This is a genomic window from Mesorhizobium sp. CA15 (assembly GCF_020165215.1).
Classification (GTDB): Bacteria; Pseudomonadota; Alphaproteobacteria; order Rhizobiales; family Rhizobiaceae; genus Mesorhizobium.
This window is the reverse complement of record NZ_JAIUHQ010000009.1, coordinates 107,685-123,423: the sequence shown is the minus strand read 5'-3', so window position 1 is coordinate 123,423 and position 15,739 is coordinate 107,685. Positions and strand designations below refer to the sequence as shown.

Below are 15,739 nucleotides of genomic sequence, written 5' to 3'. Positions count from 1 at the left end.
GCCTGACTGACCAGCCAGCCTTCGAATTCGGTTGACCCGCACCGCCTTATCACGATACATCGCCACCCGGTCCGGAGTGTAGCGCAGCCCGGTAGCGCACTTGACTGGGGGTCAAGGTTGCTCAGGCCGATTTCTTCCTATCTTTCAATCTACTAGAGGCTTTCTTTCCTCTTCCGGTGTGACTTCCGGTGTGATTTGCTGCCTCCATCGCGAGGCGCATGTCTTCGATCATCGCATGCGCGTATTTTGCCGTGGTAGCGATGTCTTCATGGCCGAGCATCCTCTGGACGACCTTCATATTGCCGGTGCGCAGAGTGCGCGTAGCAGCGGTGTGGCGCGTGTCATGGAAGCGGAAGTTCTCAACTCCGGACTTGGCACGGTAACGTCGCCAGGCAGTCTTGAAGCCCTCCATCGTGATCGGGTAGCGCTCGCCCCGAATAAGCCCAAGCTGTTTGTTCGTCCTTTTCGCCGCATAGGTGAAGACGCCCGTCGAATGGTATCCCTGAAGAGGCCAGAGCAGATCGTAGACTGAGTCCGTCATTGGCAAGATCCGGGTCTTCTCACCCTTGCCTACGATGGTGATGGTCTTGCCGAAGAAATCAACTCGCGACCAGGTGAGATCCACGATCTCCATCCGACGGCAACCGGTAAGGATCGCGAAACGGACCGCGGGTGCGTAGTCATCGCGCATGGCGGCTATTAGGCGCTTTTCCTCTTCCACACTGGCCTCGCGGACACGCTCCTTCGGCTCCTTTAGCAGATGGCGGCTCCAGTCGATGTCAGCGACCGGGACCTTCCACGTTTTCTTCGCCCGAGTCATGATGCCGCGCAGCGGGACAGTCGCGGTTCGATTGACAGTCGCGTTGCTGACACCATCGGCCCGGCGCTTAGACACCATAGCCGCGACCTTTGAATCCGTAATGCGGTCGAGCGTTACGTGCTTACCGAAGTGGCCAAGGAGCCAACCGAGGAAGCGAAAATAGTTATCGGAGTTCGCCAGATGCTGCCCCACCTCCTGCCAGTAGCGGGAAGTAGCTATCTCGAGTGTCATAGGGCCTTCAGCGGTGAAGCTTGCAGCCGTTTTCAGCTGGGCACGAGCTTCCTGCCGCTTCTGCTCTAGGATGCGCTCCGCCTGGCGCTTGTTGCTCGTGCCCGTGGGGCCGAAAAATCGACGACCGCGAAGCTGGAAGTCAAAGGTGTATTCTGGTTTGCCGTGCTTTCGATATACCGGCATGCCTTTTGGCTCCGTCTTTCAATGAAATCAGCCAGGTCGTCTTGTTTGTAGCGCCGGGTAGGCCTCTTGCCCTCAAGACCTATGTTCACCCAACGTAAAGCGCCCTCGTTCGTCAGCTCGAGCAGGTGCTTGGGCGTGACGGCAAGGAGTTCAGCAGCTTGGGTGGGAGTTAGCAGGCGCGACATCTTCGACGTTATAGCGGTCGGCCGGCCGGCTGATTTCACGAATTGTTACAGCCGCTCAAGCACCTGTTGCCTGACTTGGACATCTCGAGGTCTTAGCGCTTCTTGCTAAGGATCCAGAGGCGATGGAAGAGAGGATTGAACTCTGACTTACTTAAATAAAATCAATCAGTTATGGCTTGAGATCTGCGCTAAGGGGAACATGATCGCCTCTTCACGTTACGGCGCTGCATCAGTAGCCATAAGAGCATCGTTGATCACTTCTGCCAAATCACTTCCGACCCGCTGAAACCCCAACAACCGTGCCACGGCGCGAGCCAGGTCCTCGGGTGGCATCTCACCGCTTTCTGAGCGAATGTGCTGAGCTGCGGCGGTTATTTCCGTTGGAGGAAGATAGGCAGCCTTGAGCAGACTGCCGGTTTCGGCAGTGCGGTCCCGGATCGGCGGGTTTTGGGCTTGTTCTTCTGTCAAAAGGAACGATCCAACCCACCTCAGAGCGCGGTCTCTCTGCGTCGCAAGACGTGCGGCACGCCCGGCTGCTTCGACAATCCGATTGCCGGCCCGGGACTTGCCGAAAGCCGATGTTATGCGCCGTGCCACCTCGTCGATGTGGATTGGCCCTTCGATTCCCACGATCTTCACGACGAGATCGGCGAGCTGGGCAATGGGTGCCTCGTGGGGCTCAAGGTTGGACCGCACGGAAAGCACTGCCCGGACGTAACCCGGAGCCGTCAAGTTAATGCGGCCGATTTCGACCAATTCCTCTGCAATGTCCGGTTGCGGCGGAGCTGGCCTAGAACCCCCTTGATTTGCACCACGAACGCGAATGCCGTTCTCGACCGTCAGCCTCGCCAGATCTAGTGCCCGTGAGAGCCGTTGAACCTCGCTGGCACGATGGTGGAACCAGTCGGTGCTCCAGATGCGATGAAAACACCAGCCAAGATTCTCGAGGACATCCTGTCGCAAACGATCACGCTCACGCGCCCAGAGAGCTGCATGGTAGGCGGCCCCATCGCATTCCACCGCCAACAGATACTGCCCCGGACGATCGGGATGGCGCACCCCAAGATCGATCCGGAACCCTGCGGTCCCGACCTGTGGATCGGCCAGATAACCGAGAGAGCGGATTGAAGTGGCTACGTCTTCCTCGAACGGACTGTCGGCGTCGAGGCCGTTGGTCACTCGCTCCTCCATGGTCCCGGTCTTGGCAAACTCGAGGAAGCGCTTCAAAACACGAGGACCTTCGCGCCTGGTGCGCGACGGATCGATGTCGCCTGGTTCGAATGAAGCGAAGACCTCGCAGCGAACTCTTGCACGTGAGAACAGAACATTTAAGCGGCGTTCGCCACCTTCGCCATTCACCGGTCCGAAAGTCATCGTAGTGAGCTGCCCGTTAGGCTCTTGCGGTCCATATCCCACTGAGATCAGAATCACATCGCGCTCGTCACCCTGCACGTTCTCGATGTTCTTCACGAACACATCCTCATGCTGCCCCTCGCGCAGGAAGCCATCCAGCACGGGATCTTGACGGCGTTCGAGTTCGAGCAGTTCGGTCAGCATGTCGGCTTGTGCCTTTGAGAAGGCGACGACTCCGAGCGACAGGTCTGGCCATGATCGAGCGTGATCCGCCATCCCCTGAACTACAGCCTGCGCCTCAATCCGGTTGGTTCCCTGGCGACCCAATCCGCTGCCGCCGCGTGCGTATACGCCTGGCACGCGTCGGAACTTCAACCCATAGTCTTCATCGAGTTGCAAGGGTGACGGTGGCAGGACAAGGTTATCGCCGTAGAATTCGGCATTCGACACCCGGATCAACGAAGGATCGCGCGACCGGTAGTGCCATTCCAACATTCGCGATCGGAGTCCGCGTGCGTCACACAGCGACAAGATGCTTTCCATATCGGCTGCTGTGGCGCCGAGCGGGGCATCCTCATCCTCGTCTTCAATATCTTCAACATCGTCGACCAAACGGTCAAAGAACGAAGTCGGGGGGAGCTGCTTCTGGTCGCCCACTACGACGATCTGGCGAGCACGAGCGACAACGCCCAAGGCATCTTCGGGGCGGATCTGGGATGCCTCATCAATCACCAGAAGATCGAAATCGACGCTGCCTGGTGGTAGGAACTGCGCCACCGAAATCGGGCTCATCAGCATCACGGGCTTTATGCGCTGCACCATGCTGCCTGCATTCTTCATCACCCATCGGATTGGCTTGTGGCCGCGCTTGCGCCCGATCTCACCGCGGATGACCCCCATTTCACCCATTGTGCCGCGCGGCATCTGCTCGAAATGGCGTGACAGGATCAGCGTCTTGGCCGTTTCTATACGGTCCTTCTCCAATTTGCGGAACAAATGCACAAGGTCATGCCGGTCAAGCTGCGGAAGCGCGTTCAACTCCGGTCGAGCGGCGCGCGCAGCGTTCCAACGCGCTTCGGCACAAGCATAGACAAATTCACGTTCGGCCTCACTCGGAGCAAGGTGTCCCGCATCCACTGCATCGATTACGCCCCCGGCTCCAATGCGGACCGCGGCAGCAATGCTACGTGCGAGTGAGGCCCAATCGCTATAGCGGCCAGTGTCGGCTGCCATCTGCGTGAAGGCGGCGGCGACTTCGGACAGCGGCGCCGTCTCGAGTGCATCGCCGACTTCCGCCTGCGCCAGGTCGAGCTGCAACCGAGTGATCGGTGCCGCCGCCCCGGTGCGGCAGGCCTGAATGCGAGCTTCGAGGTCGCGAGCTACGCTGCGTGGATCCGGAAATGCGGCAAGCGCGTCCGTGACGTGGGCTGCCTCGGCAAAGCCCCCAGAGCGTTTAACCTCTTCTAACCACTCGCTGATCGCGAGCAGGGCCGAGAAAGGCGTGCGCTCGCCTCGCCATTCGGCGCCAAGGATTGTTTGCAGCCAGCCTTCTTCCTCGGCCAAGCGTTTCCGCCGATTTTGGACTTCCGCCAATTCGTCCAGCAGCGCCAGTCGTTCTGCGGGCGCCTTGGGCAGCGGGCCTGACAGAAGGCTCGCCAATTCGCCCGAAGAGCGGCGATAAGGGCCAAACAGCCGTGCAAAAAAGGAGCTCTGGCCGCGCACGATTGCCTGCCGCATCGCGCCGAGACTAGCGTTCCAGGCCGGAGTTACAAACTTTCCTGTTGCGGCGATTTGAGCCGCCGCCCAGTCCGCCCCAGCCTGCAGGGCCTCGCGTTGCCGAGGCTGGTCCGCATTCGGAAACAGTGCAGCCACTGATGCCGCTGCCCCAGCGGGAGCCAACCCAAGTGCTTCTAGCCCTATGCGAAGCGAGGATATCTCGGCCAGGGTGCGCGGCTCAGGTTGGTGGAGCATCTGCGCAAGGTGCGCCGCCGCGCTGCATGTGTGCGAGATCGCGTTCGTCGCCGCCGCCAATTCGTTCCCGAGGCGCACCAAATCGGTTGGTTGCAGATCGAGGGCCATGGTTCCGCGGAATGGATGCGCTTCAGGCGGCCCCGCCGTTTCGAGCGCCGCGACGAAACCGGCTATCGCCGCCAGCGCCCGCTGGCGCGCCTCCTGTGTCAGCGCCCCCAGACCTTCCTCGGAAATCGAGGGTGCCTTTGCCCCCTGGCCTATAAAGCCAATGATTTCCGAGATTGCGCGGAAGGGGCTTTCGTTGCTCGGCGGAAGAGGTGTGTGCAAAAGCGCCGTGATCCGGTTCAGTTCGTCGCGGGTGAGGCGAAGTTGGGCGGGATCGGCAGCCCCCGGCAAAGCACGTGCACTGGCCATGAGCGTGCGTCCGAGTTCCTGCGCCAGCGCTTTCTTGTTGGCTGTGCGCGAATGCAGCTCCAGGCAGATGTCGCGTAGTCCTGCCTTCACAAGACGGTCGTGCACGACCGAGAGCGCCGCCATTTTCTCGGCGACGAAAAGCACCGACTTCCCGTCATGAGCAGCCGCTGCGATGATGTTGGTGATTGTCTGCGACTTGCCGGTTCCTGGCGGTCCTTGCACCACCAAGCTCGCGCCTCTCCGCACCTCTTCGATCACCTTGGTTTGCGAAGCATCGGCATCGATTACCTGAATGATCTGCGCCGGGTCGAGGTGGTCGTCGAGCTTGTCCTCGGGTCCGAAGAGCGGTGTATCGGCCTCAAACCCATCAGCCAGAAGCCCGGCAAGCAAATCGTTGTCGGCGAGCGTGCCATCCGGCCAATTCGCCTTGTCAAGATCGCGATGCATGAGAAGCTTGGCAAAGGAGAAGAAGCCTATCTGCATGCCGTCGGCATCAATTGACCAGCCTGACTGCCCAGAAATTGTCTCGGCCACAAGCGTGAAATACTGCGACGGGCTCCATCCTTCAGCCTCTTCAATTTCTGGCAGGACGATCCCGAAATCCTGCCGCAACCGTTCTTGCAGAGGCAGGTTCGTGGTGATGTCGTCGTCGCGAGTCAGGATATCGAAGGTCGAGGTGCGCTCGTTCCTCACCAGTTGCACCGGCATGAGGACCAGCGGCCCCTCGCGCTGGATCTCCGAGTTCGGACTCTCGCGCCAACGCAGAAAGCCCATTGCCAGATAGAGGATGTTGAGACCCTGTTCCTCTTCCGCAGTCTTTGCATCGTGAGCCAAACGCAAGAGGCGCCGCGCCAATGCTTCCGGGCCAAGGGGCGTCTCGATGAAATTGTCGCCATATCGTTCGAAGCCAGCTTCGCGGTCATCGTCAGGCAAAGCGAGCAGTCCTGACTGTCCGTCCTCAGCCTTGTCCTTACCCATCGCCTTGAAGCGCATGCGTTTACTTTGAACGCGCAGGAGCGTGAAAATGTCGTCCGAGCGCTCGTCGATCACGTTCAGGCAGCTCGCACGCTGATTGGCCCGATTGACGTGGATCAGCCGGTTTCGCGTTCCGGTTTCGAGGAGCTTGCGCCTGGCCGCTTCCAGGACTCGCGAGATCACCTTTGTATTGGCTGTGTTGGTCTCAAGCATCGGTCTGATCGCGAAATTCAAGATTGCGGACAGGACCAAATCCGGTTGCGACGAAAGCACAGTTGTCGTCGCGCTTCGCGCACATCATCGATGCGTTAACCACCCCAAGCCCCCTTTTTCTTTTTGCCTCATCCACCTAGGTCGTCCCCTCTGTGGGAATCAAGAGTTTGTAGAAATGATCACAGGTGAATGGGGTCCAAATATCGATGCAGTCTGGAAATCCTTCTGAATTGGCGACAAACCGAGCCCCCACTAGGTGACCAAGTAGATCACTCACCTTCTGTTCATATGCGGGCTAGACGACGCCGAGCAACATGAGGAAAATCGCTCAAGGCGGGCAACCCGGTGAAGTTAGAGCCTCAAAGCCGCTAATCCCATTGCAAGTGCCGTTAAGAGATTATTAAGCAGGAATAATGGGGGCCGCGTTGCTCTTTGAGGAGCGAGCAACCGGTGTATTGTAGAGCGACCTCTAGTCCCGTCTCCCGACGGGCTATGCGAGCATTGGATCGGTTATCGGAAATACCATGTCCTATTCCAAGGCAAAAGAACTACTCAGGCTGGCCGATTTCGCTTGCTCAAGGTTCCGCGGTGTCACGCTAACGGACATCTGTGAGCATTTCGAAGTAAGCCATCGAACTGCACAGCGCATGACCTCAGCGCTCTTGGAGGCGTTTCCGCACGCTGTGGAGATCGCCGAAGATGAAAATAGGGAACGGCGCTGGATCGTTCGCGAGGTCCCACTTGCTAGATTGCGGCTATCTGGGGACGAGGAGCTCGAGGGGCTCGAATTCGCCATTTCCCGCCTTCGCGAAAGCGGTGATTCAAGACAGGCCGGCGCTTTAGCGAGCCTTCGCGACCGCCTTCTGGCAGCCCTGCCGGCCAAAGAGGCGAGGCGGGCGGAAGCTGATGCAGAAGCGATGCTTGAAGTTCACGGCGTTGCCGCAAGACCGGGTCCGGTGGTCGCCGTGGCGCAAGAAGTAACCGAGGCAGTTACCGCAGCCCTTCGCGGACCATATAGACTGCGCTTCAGCTACAGTGGCAGCCAACGTGTAGTCGAACCTTATGGAGTTCTCCTCGGTGCGCGACGATACCTCGTCGGGAGGCAACCCGACAAGGGACTGAAACTTCGGCATTTCCGATTTGACCGGATCAGGGCACCCGAGGTGACGGACGAATGGTTCGCGCGAGACCCCGATTTTGATCTTGCGTCCCACGCGGCGCGAGCTTTCGGCTCATTCCAAGACGATAGTCAGTTCGGGGAAGTCGTATGGCGCTTCGTTCCGGAGGCGGCCGATCGAGCTAGGGAATGGCGGTTCCATCCCAACCAGCGAGTGCGCCTGACTGAAGATGGTGCACTCGAGGTGCAATTCGAGGCCTCTGGTTGGCTCGAGATGGCATGGCACCTTTACCAGTGGGGAGATACCGTCGAAGTCATCAAACCCAAAGAACTCGCCGACATCGTTCATGCGGCCCAGAGGGCTGACTTTAACGCACTTCCTTGAAGCGTGTTCTCATTTTGTTCGAAAATTCAATACCCAAGTGTTAGTGACCACCTCCCTCTATGACAGCTTCTGACACCCCCGCGTGATTAGCTCGTGTGAACTCGGCCCGTTCTACGGTTTCGCCCAATCTCGCTCAGGTGGTGTTCGCATGTTTCGTTTCATTCATTCGTCCGATCTGCACCTCGGTCGCAGGTTCGGCAACCTTCCAGAAGAGGTGCGAGGTCGGCTGGTAGAGGCTCGGCACGCAGCGATCGGACGTATAGCGACTTCCGCACGAGATCACGGCGCGAGCCACGTGCTGCTTGCTGGAGACCTCTTTGACACGGAAACGCCTTCCGACTCCGTTTGGCGTCAAGCCTTGGCGGCAATGAACTCCGCCGAAGGCCTTCAATGGTGGATTCTTCCAGGAAATCACGACAGCCTAGCGGCTGAGGCACTCTGGGGTCGCGTGCGCACCCACGCTCCAGAAAATGTTCATCTTCTTGGCGCTTCGGAACCCGTCGAAATCGCGCCTCGCGTGGTTCTCTTGCCCGCTCCGGTGCCTCGCCGCTTTCCCGGCCGCGACCTGACGGAGTGGATGCCTCTTTGCGCTACACCTGAAGACAACGTCCGGATTGGGCTGGCGCATGGCGGGGTCCTTAGTTTTGGATCCGAGGACAGCGGAGCAGAAATCATACCACCCGATCGCGCCGCTTCTGCTCGACTCGACTATCTTGCGCTTGGTGACTGGCACGGAGTGAAGCAATTCGGCGATCGCACTTTCTATTCTGGCACGCCAGAGCGCGACCGATTCAAGCATAGCGGCCCCGGTTCATGTCTGGCTGTTACTCTCCTGGGTCCCGGCGCGGTGCCTGAGGTTAACGCTATTCGGACTGGCCAGTTCGACTGGCGAGAAGCACCCTTGGCTCTTACGCCTGCACAAGATGCTGTGGCTGCGCTGGAGATGCCGCTGCAGGCTGCAGGCAAGGCGAAGCGCGACATGCTTCTTAGAATTCGAGCCACTGGTTGGCTGAGGCTCCCAGCGCGAATGGCACTCGCGCGCGCCGCAGAGCTGGCAATGCCAGAGTTTTGGCATTTCGAATTCGATGATTCAGGCCTAAGCACCGAATGCACTCCACAGGATCTCGATGGAATTGGGTTGAGCGGCGCGCTGCGGCTTGCTGCCGAAGGTCTCCATCAGAAATCTGAGGCTGCTGCTGCGACCCCCGCGGATCGGGCGATAGCCGCAGCGGCGTTGCGGCGGCTTTACAGCTATGTGCAGGGAGAAGCGCAATGAAGCTGCTCACCATACGCTTGGACAATGTCCGACGTTTCACCGACCCTGTCGAGATCACAGGTATCAGCACCGGGCTGAACGTCCTCTCGGCTCCGAACGAGAGCGGGAAGTCGACCATTTTTGATGCACTCCATGCGCTTTTCTTCAAGGGTTACAGGTCTTGGGACAAAGACATCGCGAGCCTTGCGCCGCATGCCGGCGGCGACCCTGAAGCGGCTGTCGAAATTGAAATCGGGGACAACCGCTTCAAAGTGGAAAAGCGGTGGAGCAAGACGCGCAAGGGCGAGGCGCAGGTCTTCCGCGACGGGCACCTGATGAAGCAGGCAGAGGATGCCGAGACATGGCTCGCCGAGGTGCTAAAAGCGCCAAAGGAAGGGGGTCCGGCCGGACTCCTGTGGGTGCGGCAGGGCTTGACGAATCTCGACGAAGGCGAAGCTGCCCACTCAGCACGACGCGACTTGCTCTCTTCAGTCACGGGGGAGGTCGAAGCAATGACAGGCGGGCGTCGCATGGACGCGACGCGAGCCCTTTGCAGGAGAGAACTCGACCGCTACGTGACCAGCAGCGGGAAAGCGAAAGCTGGCGGTCCATTGAAGCTCGCCGAAGACGAAGTCTCGACGCTCGACCTCCAGCGCGAAGGACTTGCCGCTAAGGCCGCATCGCTATCCGCTGAGCTTGATCGTCGGCGTAAACTAAGGCGCGAACTCTCAGACCTCGAAGACGGTGATCAGAATTCGGCAAGGCTGGCGAGGCTCGCAGAGGCGGAAGCCGCTCATGATGAGGCTTCCCGTCATGCAGAAGCGCTTGAGCGGGCAATCGAAACCGAAAGGTCGAAATGCCTTGAGATGGAACGAGCCCAGGAGAGACTTTCGACAGTCGAGGCAGCGCTTGCTGAAGAAAAGGCTGCAGCTGCCGCTCTGGATTCGGCCATAGCCGACGCCGCCCTCGGGGAAGCGCAGCATCGGGAAGTTGAGGATGCGTTCGCCGAGGCGAAAAGGAGTTTCGATAAGACGGTCTTTTCGGCAGAAACCGCCTCTGACATCTATCGAAGAGCACTGCGCGCTCAAACATGCGCCGCTACAGCCGAGCGGCGCGCGGAGCTGGTGCTTCGCCTGACCCACGCCGAAGGCTTGCGGACCGAGCTTGAGAAGGCCGTAGCTGACACCAAGATTGGACCCGCAGACAACGTGCTGCGTCGATTGGAGAACCTGGCTGGAGAGGTTCGGGTTCTGCGCAAGGCACGCGAGATTGAATCAATTGCGCTTACCATGACGTATACCGTCGGACGAACCGACGGCGTCGCGCTCGACGGTCGCGCTTTGCCCGATAGAGATCGAGTGGCAATACCCAATGGCGCCACGCTCGAGATTGACGGCATCGGGTATTTGACTGTCCATCCCGGTGCGCAGTCTGGAGCCGATACACTTGCGATAGCCGAGAAGGCGCTTGCCGACGCTCTTGAAGCATCTGGCTATGAAACCTCGGAATCCGCGCGCACGGCCGCGCAACTCCGGCTTGAGGCTGCATCACGACGCCGGGACGTCGAACACCAGTTAAATGGAACCGCACCGAACGGAATCGAAGCGTTGCGAGAAGGTCTCGCTCGATTGCCGGAACCAGGCGAAGCGGAACCTGGATTTCCGGACGCAAAAGAGGCTCACGAGGCCGACGTTGCGGCAAGACTGGCCCTCGCGGACGCAACCGACAAACTTGAGAAGGCTCGTTCGGCGCTCGAAATTGCACAAACGAGAGCAGCCCGAACCGCTGCGGCCACTGAAGGCGCAGCGGAGAGGGTCTCCAGAGCACGATCTGCGCTCCTCAGCTTCGAAGATGCCGAGGCCGACAAAATGCGCCTCACGAACGGGCTTGTTGAGCATCGGACAGCATTGGCTGAAGCGGTCCGACAGCGGGAAGCGGCCATGGCGGCGGCGCCGGATCTCGAAGTAGCGAAGGCAGCCCTGCAACGTGCACGATCGGTCATCTCTCGCGTCGAGGAGGACCGGCAGCGAATTCGCGTGGATCTCGGTAAGCTTGATACGGCGATCGGCATCCACGCTGCGGAGGCCGTCGAAGAAGAACTCGCCGACGTCGAAATCCGACTGCAAGCAGCGAGACGAAGGCTCGATGAGATCATGTTCGAGGTCTCGGTCCTGCAGTCGATGGCAGAGGCTCTTGAGTCCGCGCGAACTGCTGCCCGTGATCGCTACGTTGAGCCGGTCCTGAGGGAGCTTACGCCATTGATCCGACTGCTGTGGCCCGAGGCTGAGCTTCGCTTCGATGCCGAAAAGGTGCTGCCGACAGCTTTGGTTCGCGCGGGAACCGAGGAAGACTTTGGCGTCCTGTCGGGTGGCACCAAGGAACAGATAGCGCTTCTAGTGCGCCTGGCCTTCGCTCGAATGCTGGCGAGGTCAGGTAACGCCGCACCGGTGATCCTCGACGACGCGATCGTCTATACTGACGACGACCGTATCGAGCGCATCTTCGACGTTTTGACGAGACAGGAGAAGGAACTTCAGATCATCGTATTTTCATGCCGACAGAAAGCCTTCCGAGACCTTGGAGGCCGAGGCCTAACAATCGTCAGGGAGGAAGCTGTGTTGGATGCCGCGCAATGAAACGCGATCGGAACGGGCTCCGCCTGTCGGCCTCGGATTTGATGCGGTTCATGGCCTGCCCGCACGCCACCCGACTGGATCTCGCATTTCTTGCGGGCGAAGGGCCGCAACCGGCAGATGATAGCGAGGACGCGATTCTCCTTCAACGATATGGCGATGCGCATGAAGCGGCACATTTGGCGCAACTCGAGCGAGCCGGGAAGCGTATCATCAAGATTGAAAAAGATGGGATCAGCTTCGATGATGCCGTCAAAGCGAGCCTCGAGGCCCTTCGTGACGGCCCAGATATTGTTTTCCAGGGAGCATTCGAAAGAGGTATATGGGGCGGATACTCCGATTTCCTCGAGCGGGTCGATTCTCCGTCGGAACTTGGAGGATATTCCTACGAGGTTGCGGACACAAAGCTGAAGCGCAAACCTGCCCCCGCTCACGTTTTGCAACTCGTCCTCTATTCCGACCTTCTGGCGACCGTCCAGGGCCGTAGTCCAGAAAGAGCTCACGTGGTGCTTGGTGACGGAAAGCGCTTCAGTTTCCGCCTGGCCGAATATGCGGCCTATGCTCGCTCAGCGAGAGAAAGGCTCAGGTCTTTCGTTCTCGAATCAACGAAGACTCGGGCCGTGCCCTGCGCAAGTTGTAGTCTCTGCCGATGGCGCGAGCATTGCGCAGGCGAGTGGGAGCAGGAGGACAGTCTGTTCCGCGTCGCCGGCATCACAAGAGCCCAGGTGGAAAAGCTTGAGGCAACCGGCATCACAACGATGGCCACTCTCGCCCAACAACGCGGGCGAGTGCCGAAGATGGCTGAGGCGACACTCGAAAAGCTCAAGACTCAGGCAGCGTTGCAGCACGAACGCAAGAGTGGCGAACCCACCTACGCGCTGCGCCCTCCTCGTCCGGGCAAGGGCTTCGATCTTTTGCCCCGGCCCCATCCCCGCGATCTTTACTACGACATCGAAGGTGACCCTTTCTATACTGAAACCAGCGCAGAAGGCCTCGAATACCTACAGGGGGTCTGGGACGGGAAGGCCTTCAAGGCGTTTTGGGCTCATGATTTTGCGGAGGAGAAGGAGGCGCTTGTCGCGCTTTTTGCACTCTTCGAGCAGACCATAACTCAGAACCCACAAGCTCATATCTACCACTACGCCTCATATGAGATCACCGCGCTTCGCAAGCTCACTACTCGGCATGGCGTTGGCGAAGCGCAACTCGACCGATGGCTGAGGGAGCGCCGTTTCATCGACCTTTATGCAGTTGTCCGCGGAGGCGTCTACACATCCGAGCCGTCCTACTCAATCAAAGATATGGAGGCATTCTACGACCTTTCCCGCACCGGCGAGGTGAAGACTGCAGGCGGATCCGTTGTCGCTTACGAAAAGTGGCGCGAAAGCCGTGACGCAGCGATCTTGGATGAGATCGAGGACTACAATCGCATTGACTGCGTCTCGACGGAACGGCTGCGCGATTGGCTGCTCGGAATCCGGCCGGATGGACGCTGGCTGGAACTCGGCGAAAGCAATACTGAGAAGTCCGCGGAGGCCGAAGCCGAGCTCGACGATCTCGTCAAGTGTCTGGACGATTCCCGCCTACCGGAGGACCGTCGGCGCCTCCTCTATGACCTCGGTATCTTCCATTGGCGCGAGCGCAAACCTGCTGCCTGGGCTGTCTTCGACGCGGCTGCGAAGGATTTCGAAGAGCTCTGCGATGATATGGAATGCCTTGGCGGTCTCGTCGCTGAAGGACCACAACGGCCCGTGAAGCGATCACACGAGCGAGACTATCGTTATCCGCCTCAGGAGACGAAACTGAGGGCAGGCAAGTCCTCGCAGTTTGCTCTGGAGGGCGGGTTCGGACAGGTCGACATCACATCGCTTGACCGGGGTGCTCGGCGGGTAACGCTGAAAATGGGGCCACGCTCTGGCGGTGAACTACCTAATTGTCTTGACCTGCTTCCACCCTTCGCACGAGACGCCCAACCCATTCCGTCCGCCATCCGCAAGGTTATCGAGGACCAGTGCGGGAAGCGCAGGAAGAAGGCGGCTGACGATCTCCTCTCACGTAATCCTCCGCGCTTCAAAGCTGCATCACCACTTCCGTTGGATGAAACCGCGGATTCCCTCCGAGGAACTATCGCAGCCATCCGGGCGATGGATGCGACAGTGCTGCCGGTGCAAGGCCCGCCCGGAACAGGCAAAACGTATGTCACAGCGCGGGCCATCCTTGCACTCGTCAAGGACGGCCATCGCGTCGCCGTCTCATCCAATAGCCACGAAGCAATTCGCAACGTCCTCATGGCCTGCGTAGACGCACTTCGCGACGACGCCGATGTCGGTCTGACACTCGCGGAAGTCGAGCTCGCCCACAAGATTGGATCCGACACCCCCGAGGCACCATACGGCTACGAGGCCATCACGAGTGTGCGGAATAACGACGACTCTGCACTTGAAACGGCACAGGTAGTTGGCGGCACAGCGTGGCTGTTTTCTAGAGATCAACTAGAGGGAGCGTTCGAATACCTCTTCGTGGATGAGGCGGGGCAGGTATCCCTCGCAAATGCGGTCGGGATGTCGAATGCGGCGCAGAACCTAGTCCTCGTGGGCGACCCGCGCCAACTCCCCCAAGTGGTCCAGGGAGCGCACCCCTACCCGGCGAATCTTTCTTGCCTAGACTGGATTCTCGGCAAAGGGCAGAACGTTGCGCCGGACCGGGGGATTTTTCTCCCGATCACTCGCCGTATGCATCCCGAACTCTGCGGTTTCATATCATCCCAGTTCTACGAAGATCGGTTGCATCCACATGAAGCGACGGCGCGACAGGCACTGATTGAACCGGGCCTGCCGAGTGCCGGCGCGTGGCGGATTCCGGTCATCCACCAGGGACGAGCGCAGGAGTGTCCTGAAGAGATCGATGCAATCCGCGAGACGATTGGCCTTCTGCTTGGCGGAAAGTGGATCGACCGTGAGGGCGTGGCGCACGCGCTCCGGAAGGACGACATCATCGTTGTCGCTCCTTACAATGCGCAGGTGAATGCTCTGGTCGAAGCTTTGCCGGACATTAGAGTCGGAACCGTTGACAAGTTTCAGGGCCAAGAGGCGCCAGTTGCCATTGTGTCGATGACGGCCTCTTCCGCGGAAGAAACATCACGGGGCATTGAGTTCCTTCTGTCCCGCGAACGGCTCAATGTCGCGCTTAGCCGAGGGAAGGCGCTGAGCCTCGTATTCTTTTCGCCTCGACTACTGCAGACGGCGTGCTCGACAGTCGAGCAAATCCGTCTCGTGAACACGCTCTGCGCACTTCCCGATATGCAAAGCCAAGGGAGAACGGACGGAATAGTCCTATGAAGGAGAACGTAGCAGTTCGCCTTAGATTTGATGCGCTCAAGGAGAAGCAGCGTCGGCTTCGGGCCGATTTCCCCGAAAATCTCGGGCTTCGCGTCCACCGGTCGATCAGTTGGATCGGGCGTGCTGAATTCGAAGCCAACGATCCGGCTGCTGCGTTCCTCTTCCTCTGGATTGCATTTAATGCGGCCTATGCAGACGAGCGCGACGTGCGCGGTGAACGTGAGGCATTCGCCTGGTTTTTCGGAATGCTGCGCGACCTCGACAAGGATGGCCGCATCTATCATGCGGTTTGGACGCGCTTTCCCGGCCCCATCCGGCTATTCTTGGAGAATCGCTTCGTCTTCGGTCCGTATTGGTCATGCCATAATGGGATCGATGGTTACGAAGACTGGGAGCAACGATTCAACGCAGCCAAGCGGGCGTTCCACGGCGCACTGATATCGCGCGATACTGCCAACATACTCTCAATGCTATTCGACCGCCTCTATGTGCTCCGAAACCAGCTTGTTCACGGCGGCGCAACTTGGAACTCGAGCACCAATCGCGACCAACTTCGTGACGGCGCAGACATCCTCGCGTTTCTCATTCCCATCATGATCGACATCATGATGGACAATTCAACCGAGGATTGGGGACGGCCATTTTATCCGGTTGTTGAGAAGTAGA

General features: G+C 59.2%; 8 protein-coding genes. 5 read left to right on the top strand and 3 right to left on the bottom strand.

Going from position 1 to position 15,739, the window contains the following annotated elements; genetic code table 11:
• Positions 1-121: 121 nt before the first annotated feature.
• From LB515_RS16765 to LB515_RS16755, 3 genes are all read right to left on the bottom strand, one after another.
• Positions 122-1,234, bottom strand: a complete 1,113-nt coding sequence (locus LB515_RS16765) for a tyrosine-type recombinase/integrase (RefSeq protein ID WP_224708382.1) — start codon at positions 1,232-1,234, stop codon at positions 122-124.
• Positions 1,117-1,419 carry a helix-turn-helix domain-containing protein gene (locus LB515_RS16760; RefSeq protein ID WP_224708421.1) on the bottom strand — a complete coding sequence of 101 codons (303 nt, stop codon included), beginning with the start codon at positions 1,417-1,419 and terminating at the stop codon, positions 1,117-1,119. Before LB515_RS16760 ends, LB515_RS16765 begins: the two co-directional genes overlap by 118 nt.
• A 216-nt stretch (positions 1,420-1,635) precedes the next feature.
• Positions 1,636-6,345: a DUF3320 domain-containing protein gene (locus LB515_RS16755; RefSeq protein ID WP_224708381.1), complete on the bottom strand. Its 4,710-nt coding sequence runs from the start codon at positions 6,343-6,345 to the stop codon at positions 1,636-1,638.
• A 524-nt stretch (positions 6,346-6,869) separates the two neighbouring features.
• Here LB515_RS16755 and LB515_RS16750 point away from each other — a divergent pair.
• The 5 genes from LB515_RS16750 to LB515_RS16730 all read left to right on the top strand — a co-directional run bounded on the left by LB515_RS16750 (position 6,870) and on the right by LB515_RS16730 (position 15,738).
• Positions 6,870-7,847: a helix-turn-helix transcriptional regulator gene (locus tag LB515_RS16750; RefSeq protein ID WP_224708380.1), complete on the top strand. Its 978-nt coding sequence runs from the start codon at positions 6,870-6,872 to the stop codon at positions 7,845-7,847.
• 148 nt (positions 7,848-7,995) lie between these two features.
• Entirely contained in the window at positions 7,996-9,123 is a 1,128-nt protein-coding gene (locus LB515_RS16745; RefSeq protein ID WP_224708379.1) for an exonuclease SbcCD subunit D, read from the top strand.
• Positions 9,120-11,738: an AAA family ATPase gene (locus LB515_RS16740; RefSeq protein WP_224708378.1), complete on the top strand. Its 2,619-nt coding sequence runs from the start codon at positions 9,120-9,122 to the stop codon at positions 11,736-11,738. The genes LB515_RS16745 and LB515_RS16740 overlap by 4 nt, the downstream gene beginning before the upstream one ends.
• On the top strand, positions 11,735-15,073 hold the full coding sequence (locus LB515_RS16735; protein ID WP_224708377.1) for a TM0106 family RecB-like putative nuclease: 3,339 nt from the start codon (positions 11,735-11,737) through the stop codon (positions 15,071-15,073). The genes LB515_RS16740 and LB515_RS16735 overlap by 4 nt, the downstream gene beginning before the upstream one ends.
• Complete coding sequence (locus LB515_RS16730; protein ID WP_224708376.1) at positions 15,070-15,738, top strand: HEPN domain-containing protein; 669 nt, start codon at positions 15,070-15,072, stop codon at positions 15,736-15,738. The genes LB515_RS16735 and LB515_RS16730 overlap by 4 nt, the downstream gene beginning before the upstream one ends.
• The last annotated feature ends 1 nt before the right edge of the window (position 15,739 follow it).

What these genes read in the sequence shown, in the direction of transcription:
- LB515_RS16765 (WP_224708382.1), bottom strand. Translation starts at nt 1,234, where the DNA reads ATGCCGGTATATCGAAAGCACGGCAAACCAGAATACACCTTTGACTTC.
- LB515_RS16760 (WP_224708421.1), bottom strand. Translation starts at nt 1,419, where the DNA reads ATGTCGCGCCTGCTAACTCCCACCCAAGCTGCTGAACTCCTTGCCGTC.
- LB515_RS16755 (WP_224708381.1), bottom strand. Translation starts at nt 6,345, where the DNA reads ATGCTTGAGACCAACACAGCCAATACAAAGGTGATCTCGCGAGTCCTG.
- LB515_RS16750 (WP_224708380.1), top strand. Translation starts at nt 6,870, where the DNA reads ATGTCCTATTCCAAGGCAAAAGAACTACTCAGGCTGGCCGATTTCGCT.
- LB515_RS16745 (WP_224708379.1), top strand. Translation starts at nt 7,996, where the DNA reads ATGTTTCGTTTCATTCATTCGTCCGATCTGCACCTCGGTCGCAGGTTC.
- LB515_RS16740 (WP_224708378.1), top strand. Translation starts at nt 9,120, where the DNA reads ATGAAGCTGCTCACCATACGCTTGGACAATGTCCGACGTTTCACCGAC.
- LB515_RS16735 (WP_224708377.1), top strand. Translation starts at nt 11,735, where the DNA reads ATGAAACGCGATCGGAACGGGCTCCGCCTGTCGGCCTCGGATTTGATG.
- LB515_RS16730 (WP_224708376.1), top strand. Translation starts at nt 15,070, where the DNA reads ATGAAGGAGAACGTAGCAGTTCGCCTTAGATTTGATGCGCTCAAGGAG.